Here is an 18,774-nt window from a genome sequence, read left to right as displayed (position 1 = left end):
GCATGCCGCGTCCCGCGGCGTTGCCCTATTGCCTAAGTGGAGAGCGCATGTCCGCCGATTCCCGTCCCGATCAACTGGTTCTCACGGTCGCCTGTCCGAGCGCGGCGGGCCAGGTTGCCGCCGTCGTCGGCTTTCTCGACCGGCACCATTGCTATATCGACGAACTGACCGTTTTCGACGACGACCTCAGCGAGCGCTTTTTTGTACGCTGCGTGTTTCATGGCGTCGACACCAACGAGACCCTGCACATCGCGGCACTCAAGCGCGAATTCCAATCGATCGCCGAGCGCTTTCGGATGACATGGGCGATGCATGACGTCGGCACGCGACCGAAAGTGCTGATCATGGTGTCGAAACTGGAACACTGTCTCGCCGATCTGCTGTTCCGCTGGCGCATGGGCGAGCTGAAAATGGATATTGTCGGCATCGGCTCGAATCATCGCGATCTGGAACCGCTCGCGCAGCAACACGGCTTGCCGTTCCATCATCTGCCGATCAGCGCCGATACCAAACCGCAACAGGAGGCGCGCTTGCTCGATCTGTTCGAAACGTCAGGCGCTGAATTGATGATCCTTGCGCGCTACATGCAGATTCTTTCCGGCGAAACGAGCCGTGCACTCGCGGCACGCGCGATCAATATTCACCATTCGTTTCTGCCCGGCTTCAAAGGCGCGAAGCCTTATCACCAGGCGCATACGCGCGGCGTGAAACTGATCGGCGCAACGGCGCACTTCGTCACCGACGATCTCGACGAAGGTCCGATCATCGAGCAGGTCGTGGAGCGCGTCGATCACTCATACAGTCCAGAGCGGCTGCTTGCAACCGGACGCGACGTCGAATGCATCACGCTTGCGCGGGCCGTGAAGGCGTTTATCGAGCGACGGGTGTTTATCAACGGCGATCGGACCGTCGTGCTGCAATAAACGGAAACGCCGCTCGAGAGCGGCGTTTTTTTTTGCAGAGGTTGCCGCTCAAAACAAGCGGCAATTCACTCACCTGAAATACGAAATCACTTCACCCAGCTATCCACACGATCTCCGTGCGCACTGATCCACGCGTCGGCAGCAGCCGTCGGCTTCTCGCCGTTTTGCGTCGCCAGCATCACGCTGTCGATCTCGCCCGGTTTCCATTGGAACTTCTTGAGGAACGCGACGACCGTCGGCGCCTTCGTCGCCAGTTCGGGATTCACGACGCTATCCACGTGCTCCGCCTCGCCGAATACCTTCTTCGGATCGTCGAGGAATTTGAGCTTGTACTTCGCGAACATCCAGTGCGGCTTCCAGCCAGTCACGATAATCGGCTTGCTCGCCGCTTCCGAGCGTGCCAGTTCAGCGGTCATCGCGCTGCCCGAGCTCGGCATCAGTTGATAGTCGAGCCCGTATGCCTTGATCGCTTCGCTGGTTTTCTGCATCACGCCTGCGCCGGCATCGATACCGACAATGCGTGAGCCGAATTCCGTCTTCTTCGCCTCCAGATCGCCAACGCTCTTCACGTCAACGTTATCCGGCACGATCAGACCGATCTTTGCATCGTTGAAATTGGCACCCAGGTCGACGACTTTATCCTTGAAGTTGTTCCAGTACGCGCCATGCGTGACCGGCAGCCATGCGGACAGCGTCGCGTCGAGGTCGCCGCGCGCCACGCCTTGCCACATCACACCGGCCGCGACCGGCACGAGCTGCACCTGATAGCCGAGGCGCTTTTCGATCACGCGCGCGGCGACATTTGTGGTTGCAACGCTGTCGTCCCAACCCTCCACATAGCCGATCTTGATGGTCGGCTTGGAATCGGCCGACACACTCACGCTGCTTGCCGCCAGCGCAGCACTCAACGCGCTCAACACGAATATCTTTCTGATCAGTCTCATCACCGTTCTCCCGTTCGCCATCCAAACTACCCATTGAGCATTTAGAATCGCCAACCAGAATTGCCGGGTAGCGTTGTTTTCCGACATCCAGTTGTCCGCAGGCGACTTCGACCGCGACCGCGAGTCCGGGTCCCGCTCTTGTCTTACTTATCGACGACGAGATCGCTCAACGGCTTGCTGCAGCACAGCAGCACCATGCCCTGATCGACTTCGCGCTGACGAATCCCGCCGGCGTGTTTCATTGCGACTTCGCCGGACACCAGCTTCACCTTGCAGGTACCGCACATACCCTGCGTGCACGAGGACGGAAGCCGTATGCCGGCCTTCTTCGCCGCGTCGAGTACATGCTGGCCGCTGCCGCATTCGATCTCGCGGTTGCTTTTGGCGAAACTCACCTTGAACGTCGTTTCTATTTCCACCGGCGTGACCGGCACCTGCGCGGGTGCAAATCCAGCCGCGTGTTCACGCGCTTCGACAAAGCTCTCCGCGCTAGCTGTGGGTGCCTGCAATGCATCGCCGACATGCGCAGTCGTCAATTGCGCGGCCACTTCGCTGATCGTCTCGAACGAGAAGCTTTCCTCGTGGTAATGGCTGCGATCGAAGCCGCCTTCGTCCAGCAAATGACGGACTGCCTGCATGTAGGGCGCCGGACCGCAGGTGAAAATCTCGCGATCGAGAAAATCCGGCGCGATGAGTTTAAGCAGCGGCAAGGTCAGAAAACCGGTGACGCCTGGCCAATTCGTGCGCGCACCAAGCCGCTCACAGACAAACGCCGTGCGAAAATTGGCCTGATTCGATGCAATCAGATCGAGTTCGCGCGCGAAGATGATGTCGTCCGGCGTGCGGGCGCTGTGCACGAACACGATGTCGCTATCCTCACCGAGTTCGTGATGCGCGCGACTCATCGACATCAGCGGCGTAACGCCGGAACCCGCCGACAAGAATAGAAACTTACGCGCCGGATGCCGCGCACAGGTGAATTCGCCGGACGGCCCCAGCACACGAACCTCCATACCCGCGTGCAGATTGTCGTGCAGCCAGTTCGATACCTTTCCGCCCGGCACACGCTTCACGGTGATGGAGATCGTGTGCGGGCGCGTGGGCGGCGAGGAGATCGTATAGCAGCGATTTACGGCCTCGCCGTCAATCTCCAACTCCAGCGTGATGAACTGCCCCGGCTCGAACACGAACGCCCGCTCGGACGGTGCGCGAAAAAAAAAGCTCTTGACGTCGTGCGTTTCCTGACGGACCTGGCAGCACACCAGCGTCTCGTCGGTATCGCTGTTCCAACGCGCCGGCAACGTCTCCCAGAACCGCGGCCGCGTGACCCGGCTTGAAGTTTCGCGGCTTGAAGCCTCATGGTTCGGAGCCGGCTCGGGCCTGAGCTGAAGCGTCGCCTGATCGCGCATCATTATTTTCTCCCGCTCCTGGTTGCGGTATCGCGCTCAGCGCATGAAAGACACGACTTTTTCGCCGTGCGAAACCGGCGCATCGCCGGCATCATGGGTTTGGGGCGCATTGCTGTAGTCCGCAATACGGCCGATGTACCACTCGCAGAACTTCTCGACGAGGCCTTCGGTGAACGGCGAGTACGGACCCGGTTCGTAGGCGCTGCTGGTCGCGCCGCGTTGCGAGTACTCCACAAGCGCACGGTCCTGGTCATTGGTGGCGCGCCACACGGCCGTGAGATTGTTCACGTCGTAATCGATGCCTTCGCGTGCATCTTTGTGGACGAGCCACTTGGTGCGCACCAGCGTTTTGCCCGCCGACAGCGGAATCACCGAGAAGCTGACGATGTGATCGCTCATGAAGTGATGCCACGAATTCGGTTGCGTCCAGAACGAGAGACCACCGAGGTCGGCCTGCTCGAAACCGCCGAGCAACTTCTTCGAGGCCACCTTCGCGTCCATGGTCTGCGATTCGCCGTCGCGATCGAGCGGCAGGCGTTGCGTGCGGAAACCCGTCACCAGATCCGCCAGACGGTCGATTTCCGCCGACGGCAGTTTCATCGCCTCCCATTGCGCGGTACGGCGCGCCACGGTCTCTTCGAACGCGGCCATGCCTTCTTCGTTGGCGGGCGTGCGCTGATACCCAAAACCGTATTCGTAAAGCGAAATCGTCAGCTCGGGATGATTCGCGACGCAGTGGTAGCACTCGCGATTGTTCTCCATCGTGAGCTTCCAGTTGCCCTCTTCGATGATATCGATCGTCGCTGCGACCTTGCAGCCGGCGAGATCGTGCGGCAGCAGGTACGGTTCCATCGCGGCGCGCATCACGGCGAAGTCGGCGGGTGGCTCATCCGCGAGACAGATGAAGATCAGACCGGCGAGATTCTGGAGGTGCACCGCTTTCAGGCTGTGCTTGCAGCGGTCGAACTGATCGCCCATATGCTCGGCGAACATCAGATCGCCGTTCAGGTTGTAGGTCCAACTGTGATACGGGCAAACGATATTGCCGAGCGAACCCTTGTCCGTATTGCACAAACGCGCGCCACGATGGCGGCAAACGTTGTGGAACGCCCGCACCTCCATGTCGTCGTCGCGTACGATCAGAATCGAATCGTTACCGATTTCCACCGTGATGTAGTCGCCCGGTTCCGGGACATCCGGTTCCACCGCGACCTGAATCCAGTGCTTGCGGAAGATCGCCTCCATGTCGAGCGCGAAAATCTCGTCGCCCGTATAGAACGGCGCTTCCAGCGTGTGATTCTTTTTGCGGCGTTCGATCATTGCGCGAACGTCTGCCGAAACTTTCATTGTGTGCTCCGTTGCATGTCACGTCTGGCGCTGCGCCAGGCCCTCCTGGTCGCATGCTGGCCCGAACCGGAAATCAGTAATCCACAAGTTGATGCTCGCGCAAATACGCGAGGATCACTTGTGCTTTTTCGACGGAACTCCCTTCAATTACGACGCTGCCACCGCGGCTTTCGGTCGTCGTGGCCGAGAGCATGCGGGCATGACCCGAGCGCTTCTCGGCGGCGGCGAGACGCACCGGTTTGGCGGTCGCGGGACGGATTGTCCAGGCGGGTTCGTCGGGGTTAGCTGAGGCCGCGCGTCCGGACGCATCTGTCGCGACTGGACGGATCGTGCCTTCGCGCAACCTTGCATAGGCGTAGCTCGGCGCCGTGTTGGCCATCGGATGCACGGCGATCAAGGCCGGCAGCCGCACTTCGACGCGGCGGCGCAAGCCTTTCGGCATGAATTGCCGGACTTCGGCGCAGCCGTCGCGAATCGTCAGATCAACCGCTGCGCCGACCAACGGCAACTCAAGCGCACTGGCGACGCGATACGGCAGCATGCCGCTATCGAAGGCGCCTTCGGCACGGGTGCCGGTCAATACGAGGTCGTAGCCGCGTAGACGTGCGGCGAGCGGTGCTAGCGCATCGCCTCGCCATTCAGGCGTTGCCGGCACTTCCAGCACCTCGACAGTGCGCGCGCCGAGTGCCAGATATTCCTTGAGCGCCGGATTCGACGGATCGCCCGCGTGCAATACGTCGAGCGTCGCGCCGTGCGTTTTGGCGAGCGAGAGCGCTATCGTCAGCGCGGCGGCGTCGTTGCGGCTGTAGCGCGCGGTGCCGCTGACCGGGTGCCGCCCCACAGAAACCAGTACGGCGATTTTCATGCAAGCGCTCCTTCCGCAACAGCCGTTGAATTCAATAGCGCAGCCCCCGTGCCGCGTGCCGTGCGTGCAGCCGCCGCGGCTTCATTCAGCGCCGCGATGGTTTCCTGCGCGTCGGCGATGACGGTCAGATTGGCGCGTTTGGCGATTGGCGCGCTGGCGTCAAGATTCACCGCGATCACGTGCCGGCAATCCTTGATGCCCTGCAGGTGCTGAACCGCGCCGGAAATGCCGAACGCGATATAGACGCTCGCTTCGACGGTCTTGCCGGTGGCGCCAATCTGCTTGTCGCGGGTGAACTTGCCGTCGTCCACGGCGACGCGGCTTGCGCCGATCGCAGCGCCTAATGTGGCCGCGAGGCTCTCGAACGCGGGCACATCGCTGACGCCGTTGCCTGCCGAGACGATGAAATCCGCCTCTTCGAGCGCGAGCTGGGCGGCGTCGATCTCCTCGATGCCAAGATCGCGCACGATGCCTTTGGACGACGCCGGCTCGCCATCGAAACGCCACACCACTCGCTCACCCGCACCGACAAATGGCAACTTCGGATCGACCGCGTTCGGTGCGAGCAAAACGACCTCAGGAAGCGCGCGTGAGGCGAACGTCGTATTCGTCTGAATATAAGCCGCGACATGTGCTGCATCGATTTCGACGACATGTGTCGCGACGCTTGCGTTCGCGGCGGCCGCATAACGGCGGCCGAGATCGCCATCGCCAGTGGCGTTGTCGGGCAGAAAAATGTGCGCCGGCGCATAGGCCGCGACGCACGCGGCCAGTGCGTTCAGCTCGTCGAGCGGCGCGAAAACGCGGCGGTCGAACATCGGCAACTCGATCAGCTTGTCGGCACCGAGCGCGGCGGCGTCGCCGCTGAACTCACCGAATACGAGCAGTACGACTTCGGTTGTCGCGTCCGCGATCAGCGCAGCGGCGGCCAGGGTCTGGCGCGCGTGATCGTCCAGCGCGCCGCGGTCCGCGTGGGCAGCCACCAGCAGCACACGCTGCGCTGCAGCCGTCGTGCGGCGCGGTTTTGCGTGCTCGCGATGCGCCGACCCCGTCGAGCCATGCGCCACGAGTTCCGTCGAGCCGGCAACAGCCGTCATGCCAAGCGTAATGCGCCTGAGCCCATCGGCCGTAATCGTGAACGGCCGGCGTGGATCGATTCGTTTGAGATTGTTCATGGCGTTACTCCAGCGCCGCTGCAACCAGTTCGGCGACGTCCAGCACTTCCGGACGCGGGCCGACCACGCCTTCGAGCATCGCCGTGCAATTCGGGCAACCCACCGCGACGATCTCCGCGTTGATCGCGCGGGCGTCGTCGATACGGATGTCCGGAATGCGTTTTTTCCCGGGGATGTCAGTCAATGGCGCACCGCCACCGCCTCCGCAGCAACGTCCACGCATACCGTTGCGTTCCATCTCGACCACCTTGATGCCGATGGATTTCAGCAAACGGCGCGGCGCTTCCGTCTCACCGTTATAGCGGCCCAGATAGCACGGATCGTGATACGTGATCTTGCGGTCCGCGAACGCGGCGACCGCCTTCGGGGACAGCTTACCGCTCGATACCAGTTCTTCGATCAGTGCCGTGTGATGCTGGACCTCGTAGAAACCGCCGAGTGCGCGATATTCGTTGCGCAGGCTGTGCAGTACGTGGGGATCGGCGGTAACGATCTTGCGGAACGAGTACTGCGAGAGCGTGCCGATCAGCCGTTGAGCGAGTTGCTGGAAGGTCGCTTCGTCGCCGAGACGCCGTGCCGTGTCGCCAGTATCGGTTTCGACGCCGCCGAGCACCGCGTAGTCGATCCCTGCCCGGTTCAGCACCTTGACCAGCGCACGCAGCGTGCGCTGATAGCGCATGTCGAACGCGCCTTCGCCGGCGATCAACAGCACGTCCACCTGCCGACCCGGTTGCGCGACCTGTACTTGCAGATCGACCGCCCAGTCGTAACGCGCGCCGATGTCATAACCGTTCGAACTGCCGGTCTCGCGCAGATTCGCGAGCGTAATCGGACCTTTGCCCGGTACGCTGCCTTCGACCAGGGTCTGGTTGCGGCGCATATCCACGATCGCATCGACGTGCTCGATCAGCATCGGGCACTCCTGCACACAGGCACGGCAAGTGGTGCACGACCACAGCGTGTCCGCTTCGATCAGGCTCGATATGAGCGGCTTGTCCGGCGCGCCACCGTGTTTGCCGACCGGAATGCCAGGCGTCGGGCTGCCGGCATAAGCTTCGTCCGTGCCACCGACCATTCCGGTGACGAGATCCTGAATCAGCTTCTTCGGATTAAGCGGCTGCCCAGCGGCAAACGCGGGGCACGCCGCTTCGCACTTGCCGCATTGCACGCAGGCGTCGAAGCTCAGCAACTGGTTCCAGCGGAACTCGACCGGCTTGCCGACGCCGTATTCCTTCGCGTCGAGCAGCGGCGCCTTCAATGCGGTCGGCGGCACGACATCGTTATCGTTGCGCTCGGCAAAACGCTCCTGACGCGGGTGAAAGGCAAGGTGCAGCAGCCCGGCGAGCGCATGTTTCATCGGACCACCGCGAGCCGCTCCGAAGGTCATCGTGAACGCGCCGACTGCGATCAGCAACGCGACGATAATCGCCAAAGCACCCGACATCGCCGCAGCCGGCAGCGCAATGAATAGCGCCAAACCGAGCGCGAATGACCCAAGCAGCAGCGGCAGATGATCCCAAGGCCCACGCGAGAGCCGTGCCGGAACCGCCTTCGCGCCATGCCGCCGGCGCCAGACGAACACCGCGCCGACCAGCATCACCAACGCGGCCAGAAAGATCAGCTTGTCGAGCCACGGCGAGTAGATCGCAAGACCGTAGTTGACGAACACCAGCGCCATCGCGAGGATCGCGCCGCCCGCCGTCGCGACGTGCGTCTTCGCGATATACGGGTCTCGCGCGACCACATGGTGGAGGTCGACGAAATAGCGCTTCGGGATCGCCAGCAGATTGGTCCAGCCGTACGCGCCCGCTGCGGTGGCGCGGCCTTCGCGCCAGTAGGCAGCGCGTTTGGCGAGCGCGAACGCGAGACCCGCTACCGACAACCACAGCAGGACGGTGATGACAAACACGGGGCTCATCGTCAGAAATCCTTGCAAAGGCGCAGCGCGTCGTAGATAGCGCCGTGAATGTTATGCATGGAAATGCAGTCGCCGACGCGGAACAGCAGGAAGCGGCCGTTCCCGATTTCTTCGCTGAGCGACGGTTGCGGCTCCGACGCGAAGAGCTTGTGCACGTCCACCTGGCCGCGATTCACCGACTCGGGCTTGAGCGTCCAGTAGAGCTGGTCGTTCGGCGTGCTGCCGTTCTCGATCACCACCTGATCGACCGCGCGCTCTTCCTGCTCTTCCGTGTACTCGTTGCGGATCACGGCGATCTTCTTGCCGTCTTCCTCGTACACCTTGTCGAGCCAGTAGTTCGGCGTATGAATCACACCTTGCGCATAGAGACGCCGATAGAAAATCGGGAACGTGGTGCCGCCGACATCGTCGGCAACCTTCACGTCAGGCGTGACGATCTCGACATTCGAGCCGCGGCTCGACATGAAATCCGCGACGCCCGCGCCGGCATGCGTGCTGACGCCGTCATACACCAGCACGTTCTTGCCCGGCTCGACCTTGCCCGACAACACATCCCATGAACTGACCGCGAGCCCTTCTTCGACGCCCCACGCTGCGACTTGCGACGTGAACGACGAGCCGCCCGTGGCCAGCACGACGATGTCCGGCTTCTCGGCCATGATGGTTTTTTCGTCGGCGGCAACACCGAGACGCCGATCGACGCCGAGACGCTTCGTTTCCATATCGAACCAGCGCACGATGCCCGCCATCTGCTCGCGCTGCGGCGCTTTCGCGGCCAGCATGATCTGACCGCCGACGTAGTCGTTCTTCTCGAACAGCACCACGTCATGACCGCGCGACTTCGCCACGCGCGCCGCTTCCAGTCCGGCCGGACCCGCACCGACCACGACCACCTTGCGCTTCGGCCCACTTGTCTTCGCGATCACGTGCGGCGTGGTTTCTTCACGCGACGTCGCGGCGTTCTGCACGCACAGTACATCCAGGCCGTTGTACTGGCGGTCGATGCAATAGTTTGCGCCGACGCATTGTTTGATCTCGTCCTCGCGGCCGTCGCGGATCTTGATGACCATATGCGGATCGGCGATCTGCGCGCGCGTCATGCCGACCAGATCGACCATGCCGCTTGCGAGCAGACGTTCCGCCTGGCCCGCGTCGCGGATGCTTTGCGCATGCATCACCGGCAGCTTCACCACCGACTTGATCCCGGCCGCGAGATGCACGAACGGCTCGGGCGGCAGCGCCATCGGCGGCATGCAGTTCGCCAGCGTGTTGTGCGTATCCGCGCCGGAACCGATCACGCCGAGGTAGTCGATCAGACCGCTTTCGCTCATCGCCTGGGCGATCTCTTTCAGTTGTTCGTGATCGAGACCGTCTTCATGGAATTCATCGCCACACATACGCAAACCGACGCAGAAATCCGCGCCTACCGCTTCGCGCACGGCCTTCAACACTTCCGTGCCAAAGCGCAGGCGGTTCTCGAGCGAACCGCCCCATTCGTCGGTGCGGAAATTCGTGCGCGGGCTCCAGAACTGATCGATCAGGTGCTGGTGGGCCGCCGAAATCTCGATGCCGTCCATGCCGGCATCCTTCACGCGCTTTGCGGCCGCGGCAAAGTCTGAAATGATGCGACGAATCTCTTCCACTTCGATGATCTTCGCGTTGCCGCGGTGCACCGGTTCACGCACGCCCGACGGTGACATCAGATGCGGCCAGTGCTCGCCATGAAACGCCGAACGACGGCCCATATGCGTTGCCTGAATCATGATCTTCGCGCCGTGCTGATGCATCGCTTCGGCGAGCCGGGCGAGCGGGTCGATGATCTTGTCGGTCGAGAGATTCACCGACTTCCACCAGCCCTGCGGGCTGTCGATCGACACCGGGCTCGAGCCGCCGCACACGGCGAGGCCGACGCCGCCCTTGGCCTTCTCTTCGTAGTAACGGATATAACGATCGCCGGGCAGACCGCCCGGCTCCGCATACACCTCGGCGTGCGCGGTGCTGACGATGCGGTTGCGCAAAGTCAGTTTGTTCAGCGTGAGAGGCTTGAAAAGGTTCGGGTAACGCATCGCGATCGACCTCGGAATGAATAGGCTGTGTGCGTTGTTGTTACGACGCGAGCGGCGACACTTCGAACACGCAGTGATCGTGGCCTTCGGCCGCGCAGCGCGCTTCCTTCGAATGGGACGGCGGACCCTTGCGCTGTCCATCCGGCGCGGTGTCGTTGACCCAGTCCATCGCGCCCGCGAACCAGCCGGCGAACATGTAGCAAAGTTTGCCTTCCTTGCCCGGCTGCGCAAGCACGAACGACGAGTGGTGCAATTCAATGCGGGCACGCGAGCTGGACGGATCGGCTTCCGTGATCGTGAAGAGGCCCCAGCCGCGTTGCGACAGGCGGTTCAGGTAATGCTCGAACACCGCCATGCCCGCAATGCCGTGCTGCTTCGCTTCCTTGTCGCACCAGAAATACGCGGACTTGTAGCCGGCTTTGTAGAGAATCTCGGCATACGTGTCGATGCCGAGCGCTTCCTCGACAGCCGTGTGGTTATTCGTGAAGAAGTGACGCGGCACGTAGAGCATCGGCAGCGCGTCTGTGGTCCAGACGCCGGTGTTCGGATCGACGTCGATAGGCAGTTGGGGTTGCATGTGAGGGCTCCGTTTTTTATGGGGTGACGTTCGATAACGTGGAAAATAAGGTGGAAATCAAACTTTCCAGACTTCGCCGAACACGCGCACCCAGTTTTCACCCATGATCTTCTTGATGCGCGTCTCGCTCCAGCCTGCGCGTTCCATCGCGGCCGTCAGGTTCGGAAACTCGCCGATCGTGCGAATGCCTTCCGGATTCACCACTTTGCCGAAGTTCGTCAACTGGCGATAACGGCCCTTGTCGTGCGTGATCCAGTCGAAGAACTCGGTGCTATAGCCTTGCGTGAAGTCCGTACCAATGCCGACCTGGTCTTCGCCGATCAGGTTCACCACGTATTCGATCGCTTCGATATAGTCTTCGACGGTCGCGTCCGGGCCACGCTTGAGGAACGGCGCGAACATCGTCACACCCACGAAACCGCCTGCGTCGGCGATCTCTTTCAGTTGCTCATCGCTCTTGTTGCGCGGATGCTCTTTGAGCCCCGACGGGCAGCAATGCGAGTAGCACACCGGCTTGTTCGAGGCCGCGATCGCTTCGGACGACGTCTTGCCGCCCACATGCGAGAGGTCGACCATGATGCCGACGCGATTCATCTCCTGAATCACTTCGCGGCCATAGCCCGACAGACCGCCGTCGCGTTCATAGCAGCCCGTGCCGACCAGATTCTGCGTGTTGTAGCAAAGCTGGACCACGTTCACGCCGAGGTCTTTGAAGGCCTCGATATAGCCGAGGTTATCTTCGAACGCATGCGCGTTCTGGAAGCCGAAAATGATGCCGGTCTTGTTCTCTTTCTTGGCGCGCAAGATGTCGTCGGTGGTGCGCACGAGCGTCAGGATCTCGCCGTATTCGCGGATCTGTTGTTTCATCTCGGCGATGTTGTCGACGGTTTTCTGGAAGCTTTCCCAGACCGACACTGTGCAGTTCACTGCGGTTACGCCGCCCTTGCGCATGTCCTCGAACACCGAACGCTCGAACTTCGAAATGTTCAGGCCGTCGATGATGATGCTGTTGTCGTGCAGAGTGCTCATCGTTTGCTCCAGGCGTGCTTAGTAGATGGGAAAGCGTTCGCACAGCGCGAAAATTTCGCGGCGCACGCGTTGTTCTGTTGCGGCATGGCCTTCCGGATGATCGCGCAGTGCATCGAGCACCTCGACGATCAGCCGCCCGACTTCGCGGAACTCACTCACGCCGAAGCCGCGCGTGGTGCCCGCCGGTGTGCCGAGGCGAACGCCTGACGTGACCGTCGGTTTCTCGGTATCGAAAGGAATGCCGTTCTTATTGCAGGTGATGCCCGCGCGTTCCAGCGCCTGTTCGACCTGATTGCCTTTGAGGCCCTTCGGGCGCAGATCGACTAGCAGCAGATGGTTGTCCGTGCCGCCCGTGACCAGATCGACGCCACCCGCCTTCAACACTTCGCCGAGTGCCTGCGCATTCGCGAGCACGTTATCTATGTAGGTTTTGAAACCCGGTTGCAGCGCCTCGCCGAGCGCCACCGCCTTGCCGGCGATCACATGCATCAGCGGGCCACCCTGCAAGCCCGGAAACACTGCAGAGTTGATCTTCTTGGCGATGTCTTCGTCATTCGTCAGAACAAAGCCGCCGCGCGGCCCGCGCAACGTCTTGTGCGTGGTCGACGTGACGACATGCGCGTGCTCGACCGGATTCTGGTGGCGGCCGGCCGCGATAATCCCGGCGATGTGCGCCATATCCACCATCAGCTTCGCGCCCACGCCATCGGCGATCGCGCGCAACCGTGCGAAATCCAATGCGCGCGGATAAGCCGAAAAGCCCGCGATCAGCAGCGCCGGTTTGTGCTGCTGCGCGAGTTCCTCGATCTGCTCGTAATCGATCAGCATCGTGTCGCGATTCACGCCGTATTGGACCGCGTTGAACCACTTACCCGACATTGCCGGCTTGGCGCCGTGGGTCAGGTGGCCGCCCGCGTCGAGCGACATGCCGAGCACCGTGTCGCCCGGCTTCACCAAGGCGAGCATCACGGCGCCGTTGGCCTGCGCGCCGGAATGCGGCTGCACGTTGGCGAATTTCGCGTTGAAAATCTGCTTGATGCGATCGAGCGCCAGCGTTTCGACCACGTCGGCGTATTCGCACCCGCCGTAATAGCGCTTGCCCGGATATCCTTCCGCGTATTTGTTGGTCAGCACCGAGCCCTGCGCTTCGAGCACCGCGCGCGACACGATGTTTTCCGACGCGATCAATTCGACTTGCGACTGCTGGCGCTCCAGCTCTTTCAAAATGGCGCCGCGCACCGCCGCGTCACGCGTGGCCAGCGATTCTTCGAAGAAAGGATTCGGGTTCGACATGGAAAGTCCGTGGGGTGGTTGGCGAAGGACCGGAAGCGGCTGTGAAGCCTGGCTATGAAGCGGGCTGCTGATCGGGCTGTGAAGCCCTGCTGCCACCGGTCTGCATTGGGTCTATTCTTGACTCTCGCCCCGCGCGCCAATTTACGAATTCAGACGCGTTCTTTGCCTTTTCCGCCATGAGCGACCTTTTTCGACAAGTCACGATGGCAGGTTTCGAACGATCGTTAGCTGTTCGCGCTTTTGCTGCACTGCAGCTGATCGTTGTGCGCAGTTCGAGTGCGCGTGTGGACTCAGGTAGCTCCGTTCTGGTGCCTTTCGTGTAGCGATCCGACTGTATTGATGCGCAACCGAGGGTTTAGCCTGATGGCACGTTAGTTGCGCTCGTCCTCAAAATTGCAGGAGTCGCCGCCCCCCACGGCGACGCGACATTACAGATTCGAAGGATTCATTTCCCCCATGTCCACCGATCGCACGGCGTCGCTGTCGCACTTTGCATTCATGCCGGTGCCGAACTTCACGATGATCGCGTTCACCAACGCGATCGAAGTTCTCCGCATGGCGAACTACCTGACTGGACAAACGCTTTACCGCTGGTCGATTGTGAGTCCCGAAGGCGGCCCGGTGATGGCGAGCAACGGCCTCTCGGTCGATACCGGTCCGGTCGAGTGTGTCGGTCAGCCGGATATCGTGTTCGTGGTCGGCGGTATCGACGTGCAGCGCGCCACCACCCCTGCCCACCTCGTCGCGCTGCGCCGCTTCGCCCGCATGGGCAGCGTGCTCGGCAGCCTGTGCACCGGCACCTATGCGCTGGCGCGTGCCGGCTTGCTGGCCGGTTACGCGTGTGCGATTCACTGGGAGAACATGTCGGCGCTCAAGGAAGAGTTTCCCGACACGCGCTTTCTGAAAGAACTGTTCGTGATCGATCGCGATCGCGTCACGTGCACGGGTGGCGTGGCGCCGCTCGACATGATGCTCAACCTGATCACGCCGCGGGTCGGTACAGCGCGCGTCACACAGATCGCGGAGCAGTTCATCGTCGAACACGTGCGCGATAACAGCGCCCAACAGAAAATGCCGCTGGTGGCGCGACTTGGATCGGCCAACAAGTCGCTCTTCGAAGTGATCTCGCTGATGGAAAACAACATCGAAGAGCCGCTTTCGCGCGAAGAACTCGCACGACTCGCCGGCATGTCACAGCGGCAATTGCAGCGCCTGTTCCGCGAACATCTCGGGATGACGCCGACGCATTACTATCTGACGCTGCGCTTGCGGCGCGCCCGCGAGTTGCTGCTGCAGACCGACATGTCGATCATGCACATCACGATGGCTTGCGGCTTCCAGTCGGCTTGCCACTTCTCAAAGAGCTATCGCGACGCGTTCGGCACCGCGCCGACGCGCGAACGGCGCAAGCAGGCGCCGTCGCTGGCTGCGGCGCCGGTGATGGCGGCTTGAGTCGATTGCCTCACTGATTGAAAACTTCACCGTCTGAGAACACAACACATGCGTCGAACGGGAACCCGCTCAACGCATGCGTCGTGATCACGCTGTTCTGCCTTGCGTGACAAAGTCTCAGGCAGGATCCCTTTCCGCCCTTAAGCCGCTTTCAACAGCCCGTGCGGGTCGATCACAAACTTCTTCGGCGCGCCGCCATCGAACTGCCGGTAACCGTCCGGGGCCTGGTCGAGCGAGACAACCGTCACGTTCACGATATCCGCAATCGGCAAGCGGTCCCACAGGATCGCCTGCATCAGATTGTGGTTGTACTTCATCACCGGCGTCTGCCCGGTGTGGAACGAGTGCGACTTGGCCCAGCCGAGGCCGAAACGGATGCTCAGGCTGCCTTTGCGGGCGGCGGCATCGGTGGCGCCCGGATCGTCCGTTACATACAGACCCGGAATGCCGATCGCGCCCGCAGCTCGCGTGATTTCCATCAGCGAATTGAGCACCGTGGCCGGCGCTTCCTCATGCGAGCCGCTGCTGCCATGGCCGTGCGCCTCGAAACCGACGCAGTCCACCGCGCAATCCACTTCGGGCTTGCCAAGAATCTGTTCGATCTGCTCGCCTAGCGTCGCGTCCTTCGACAGGTCGATGGTCTGGAAACCCATCTTGCGAGCATGCGCGAGACGCGCCTCATTCATATCGCCGACGATCGTGCAGGCCGCGCCCAGCAGGCGCGCGGATGCGGCCGCCGCCATCCCTACCGGCCCTGCGCCCGCAATGTAGACGGTGGCGCCCGGCTTCACGCCTGCCATCACCGCGCCGTGATAGCCGGTCGGTAGGATGTCGGACAAACACGTCAGGTCGCGGATTTTAGACATCGCCTGGGCGTAGTCGGGGAATTTCAGCAGATTGAAGTCGGCGTACGGCACCAGCACGTACTCGGCCTGGCCGCCGATCCAGCCGCCCATGTCCACGTAGCCATAAGCCCCGCCGGCCCGCGACGGATTCACATTCAGGCACACGCCGGTGTGCTGCGCCTTGCAGGTCGGACAGCGTCCGCAAGCGACATTGAACGGCACCGACACCAGGTCGCCAACCTTCAACGTTTCAACGTCGCGGCCCACCTCGATCACCTCGCCGGTGATCTCGTGACCGAGTACGAGGCCGACCTCGGCGGTCGTGCGGCCGCGCACCATGTGCTGATCGGAGCCGCAAATATTCGTGCTGACCACCTTCAGGATCACGCCGTGACCGATTGACCGGCCACGCGGATCGACCATCTTCGGAAAGTCGATCGACTGAACTTCCACCTTGCCCTGCCCTAGATACACGACGCCGCGATTGCTGCTCATTTGTCTGTCTCCATGTCTCGTGAGCGGCGCGTCTGACTCTACGTGACGCGCCGTTCAACGAGCGTAGCGCCCGCTGAAACAAAGGACATGTACCGAACACGACACCGGTTTGGCAGGAACCGACACGCCGGGCGCAACCGACGCCCACGCTGATGCAACCCGGTTTTTATTGATTGACCGTTCAATATAAAAAAACTAGTATTCCCCATCGAACACTTGGGCGGCCGGCCTGCGCCTGCCGCCTCCAGCACCATGCCCAAACTTGGAATGCGCGAAATCCGCCGCGCCCAACTGATCGACGCAACCCTGCTGACCATCGACCAGACGGGCCTCGCCGGTGCAACGCTCGCTTCGGTCGCGCAGCGCGCGAGCATTTCCACCGGCATCGTCAGTCACTATTTCGGCGACAAGGACGGTTTGCTCGAAGCCACCATGCGCCATGTGCTGCGCGATCTGTGGCAAGCCACGTCAAGACGCCGCCGTGCAGCGAAGGCGGATCCGCGCTCGAAATTGCGCGCGGTCGTTGCGGCGAATTTCGACGCCGAGCAGACCAGCGGCCCGGTCATGAAAACGTGGCTCGCTTTCTGGTCCGAGAGCATGCATAAGCCGCAATTGCGGCGGCTTCAATACGTGAACACGCGGCGTTTGAACTCGAACCTGTGTGCGGATTTTTCTAAAGCGCTGCCGCGTCCGGCGGCGCGCCGTGCGGCGAGCGGCCTCGCGGCGTTGATCGACGGGCTGTGGCTGCGCGGTGCTTTGTCCGGTGAGCCGTTCGATACCAAGGCGGCGCTGCGCGTCGCGAACGAATACATCGATCTGGTGCTGGAAGCACGCAGCTAGACCGGTGACATTTACAGAAAAGGAGCAACTCATGGCGGTATTCGAAACGCAACGTCTCTACATAGGCGGCGCCTACGTCAACGCGACCAGTGGCGAGACCTTCGACACGCTCGACCCCGCCACGGGCGAAACGCTCGCCGCCGTGCAACAAGCCTCAGCGGCCGACGTGGATCGCGCGGTGCAATCCGCACGCGACGGCCAACGCGAGTGGGCCGCGCTCACGGCGATGCAGCGCTCGCGCATCTTGCGCCGCGCGGTCGAGATCCTTCGTGAACGCAACGACGAACTCGCCGCGCTTGAAACACGCGACACCGGCAAGGCGATTGCGGAGACCAGGGCGGTCGATATCGTCACCGGCGCGGACGTGATCGAGTATTACGCGGGGCTGGCGACCGCGATTGAAGGTCAGCAGATTCCATTGCGGCCCTCTTCGTTTGTTTATACGCGGCGTGAACCGCTGGGCGTGTGCGCAGGTATCGGCGCATGGAATTACCCGATCCAGATTGCCTGCTGGAAATCGGCGCCTGCCTTAGCAGCCGGCAACGCGATGATCTTCAAGCCGAGCGAAATCACGCCGCTGTCCGCACTGAAACTCGCCGAAATTTATACCGAAGCCGGTGTACCGGCCGGTGTGTTCAACGTCGTGCAAGGCGACGGCCGCATGGGGGCGATGCTCGCCGCACATCCCGACATCGAAAAGATTTCATTCACCGGTGGTGTTGAAACGGGCAAGAAGGTGATGTCGCTGGCAGGCGCCTCGTCGTTGAAAGAAGTGACGATGGAACTGGGCGGCAAGTCCCCCCTGCTCGTCTTCGACGATGCCAACCTCGAACGCGCCGCCGACATCGCGATGAGCGCCAACTTTTTCAGCTCCGGTCAGGTCTGCACGAACGGCACACGTGTATTCGTGCAGCGTAGCGTGCTGGAACGGTTCGAAGCGCTGGTGCTGGAACGTGTAAAGCGGATTCGCGTCGGCGCGCCCACGGACGTCGACACCAACTTCGGCCCACTGGTCAGCGCCTCGCAATTGCAGAAAGTGCTCGGCTACATCGAGAGCGGCGTGCAGGAAGGCGCGCGGCTGATTGCCGGCGGCAAGCGGCTGACGGAAGGCCATTTCGGCAACGGCCAGTACGTCGAACCGACGGTTTTCACCGGCTGCCATGACGACATGCGTATCGTGCGCGAAGAAATCTTCGGCCCGGTGATGAGCATCCTTGTTTTCGACGACGAAGACGAAGCGATCTCGCGTGCCAATAACACCGCTTACGGTCTTGCTGCCGGTGTCGTGACTGAGAATCTGGCGCGTGCGCATCGTGTGATCCATCGGCTCGAAGCGGGTATCTGCTGGATCAACACCTGGGGCGAGTCGCCCGCGGAAATGCCGGTGGGTGGCTACAAGCAATCGGGCGTCGGCCGTGAGAACGGCATCACCACGCTCGAACACTACACGCGCATCAAGTCCGTGCAGGTCGAACTCGGCCCGTATCAACCGGTGTTCTAATCTTACTGTGTCAATAAAAAGCGATACCTGGTAGTATGAAGTAATAGAGACTGCGGGCGATCGCAATGACAGAAGAGATCGATGAATTTGAAGCG

At 61.7% G+C, this 18,774-nt stretch carries 15 protein-coding genes; 4 read left to right on the top strand and 11 right to left on the bottom strand.

Translation table 11 applies throughout. From position 1 onward, the window contains the following. Positions 1-47: 47 nt before the first annotated feature. Positions 48-923, top strand: a complete 876-nt coding sequence (gene purU / locus P3T25_RS44530; protein WP_408326828.1) for a formyltetrahydrofolate deformylase — start codon at positions 48-50, stop codon at positions 921-923. A gap of 86 nt (positions 924-1,009) precedes the next feature. Here the strand turns inward: purU and P3T25_RS44525 are convergent, their stop codons facing one another. The 10 genes from P3T25_RS44525 to P3T25_RS44480 form a co-directional block, all read right to left on the bottom strand. Further along, positions 1,010-1,867, bottom strand: coding sequence for a glycine betaine ABC transporter substrate-binding protein (locus tag P3T25_RS44525; protein WP_429363782.1), 858 nt, complete (start codon positions 1,865-1,867; stop codon positions 1,010-1,012). Between the two features lie 143 nt (positions 1,868-2,010). Then, on the bottom strand, positions 2,011-3,279 hold the full coding sequence (locus P3T25_RS44520) for an FAD-binding oxidoreductase (RefSeq protein WP_429363780.1): 1,269 nt from the start codon (positions 3,277-3,279) through the stop codon (positions 2,011-2,013). 33 nt (positions 3,280-3,312) lie between these two features. Then, a complete protein-coding gene (locus tag P3T25_RS44515) occupies positions 3,313-4,623 on the bottom strand; it encodes an aromatic ring-hydroxylating oxygenase subunit alpha (protein WP_429363778.1) in 1,311 nt (436 codons plus the stop codon). Between the two features lie 73 nt (positions 4,624-4,696). Then, complete coding sequence (locus tag P3T25_RS44510) at positions 4,697-5,488, bottom strand: electron transfer flavoprotein subunit beta/FixA family protein (protein ID WP_154560692.1); 792 nt, start codon at positions 5,486-5,488, stop codon at positions 4,697-4,699. Beyond that, positions 5,485-6,663 (bottom strand): electron transfer flavoprotein subunit alpha/FixB family protein, encoded by a 1,179-nt coding sequence (locus tag P3T25_RS44505; RefSeq protein WP_429363776.1) that lies wholly within the window; start codon positions 6,661-6,663, stop codon positions 5,485-5,487. Before P3T25_RS44505 ends, P3T25_RS44510 begins: the two co-directional genes overlap by 4 nt. Before the next feature lie 4 nt (positions 6,664-6,667). Next, entirely contained in the window at positions 6,668-8,581 is a 1,914-nt protein-coding gene (locus P3T25_RS44500) for a (Fe-S)-binding protein (RefSeq protein WP_429363774.1), read from the bottom strand. A gap of 2 nt (positions 8,582-8,583) precedes the next feature. Next, positions 8,584-10,647, bottom strand: a complete 2,064-nt coding sequence (locus tag P3T25_RS44495; protein ID WP_429363772.1) for an FAD-dependent oxidoreductase — start codon at positions 10,645-10,647, stop codon at positions 8,584-8,586. 40 nt (positions 10,648-10,687) lie between these two features. Next, on the bottom strand, positions 10,688-11,224 hold the full coding sequence (locus tag P3T25_RS44490; RefSeq protein WP_154560696.1) for a DUF5943 domain-containing protein: 537 nt from the start codon (positions 11,222-11,224) through the stop codon (positions 10,688-10,690). 57 nt (positions 11,225-11,281) lie between these two features. Then, a complete protein-coding gene (locus tag P3T25_RS44485) occupies positions 11,282-12,253 on the bottom strand; it encodes a dipeptidase (RefSeq protein ID WP_007177107.1) in 972 nt (323 codons plus the stop codon). Between the two features lie 18 nt (positions 12,254-12,271). Then, positions 12,272-13,546 carry a serine hydroxymethyltransferase gene (locus tag P3T25_RS44480; RefSeq protein ID WP_429363769.1) on the bottom strand — a complete coding sequence of 425 codons (1,275 nt, stop codon included), beginning with the start codon at positions 13,544-13,546 and terminating at the stop codon, positions 12,272-12,274. 456 nt (positions 13,547-14,002) lie between these two features. Here P3T25_RS44480 and P3T25_RS44475 point away from each other — a divergent pair, with 456 nt between their 5' ends. Beyond that, the gene (locus P3T25_RS44475) at positions 14,003-14,998 is read left to right on the top strand and encodes a GlxA family transcriptional regulator (protein ID WP_154560698.1); all 996 of its coding nucleotides are present in this window, start codon (positions 14,003-14,005) and stop codon (positions 14,996-14,998) included. Positions 14,999-15,138: 140 nt separating this feature from the next. Here P3T25_RS44475 and fdhA read toward each other — a convergent pair whose 3' ends face one another. Beyond that, positions 15,139-16,338: a formaldehyde dehydrogenase, glutathione-independent gene (gene fdhA, locus P3T25_RS44470; RefSeq protein ID WP_093644447.1), complete on the bottom strand. Its 1,200-nt coding sequence runs from the start codon at positions 16,336-16,338 to the stop codon at positions 15,139-15,141. A gap of 252 nt (positions 16,339-16,590) precedes the next feature. Here fdhA and betI point away from each other — a divergent pair, with 252 nt between their 5' ends. Continuing rightward, positions 16,591-17,178 (top strand): transcriptional regulator BetI, encoded by a 588-nt coding sequence (betI, locus tag P3T25_RS44465; protein WP_154560700.1) that lies wholly within the window; start codon positions 16,591-16,593, stop codon positions 17,176-17,178. Positions 17,179-17,209: 31 nt separating this feature from the next. Next, positions 17,210-18,679, top strand: coding sequence for a betaine-aldehyde dehydrogenase (gene betB, locus P3T25_RS44460; protein ID WP_429363766.1), 1,470 nt, complete (start codon positions 17,210-17,212; stop codon positions 18,677-18,679). Positions 18,680-18,774: the final 95 nt, after the last annotated feature.

The sequence above is a fragment of the Paraburkholderia sp. GAS32 genome, from assembly GCF_050434225.1.
Taxonomy (GTDB): domain Bacteria; phylum Pseudomonadota; class Gammaproteobacteria; order Burkholderiales; family Burkholderiaceae; genus Paraburkholderia; species Paraburkholderia madseniana.
The sequence above is the reverse complement of the archived record's forward strand: the minus strand, read 5'-3'. Positions and strand labels throughout refer to the sequence as shown.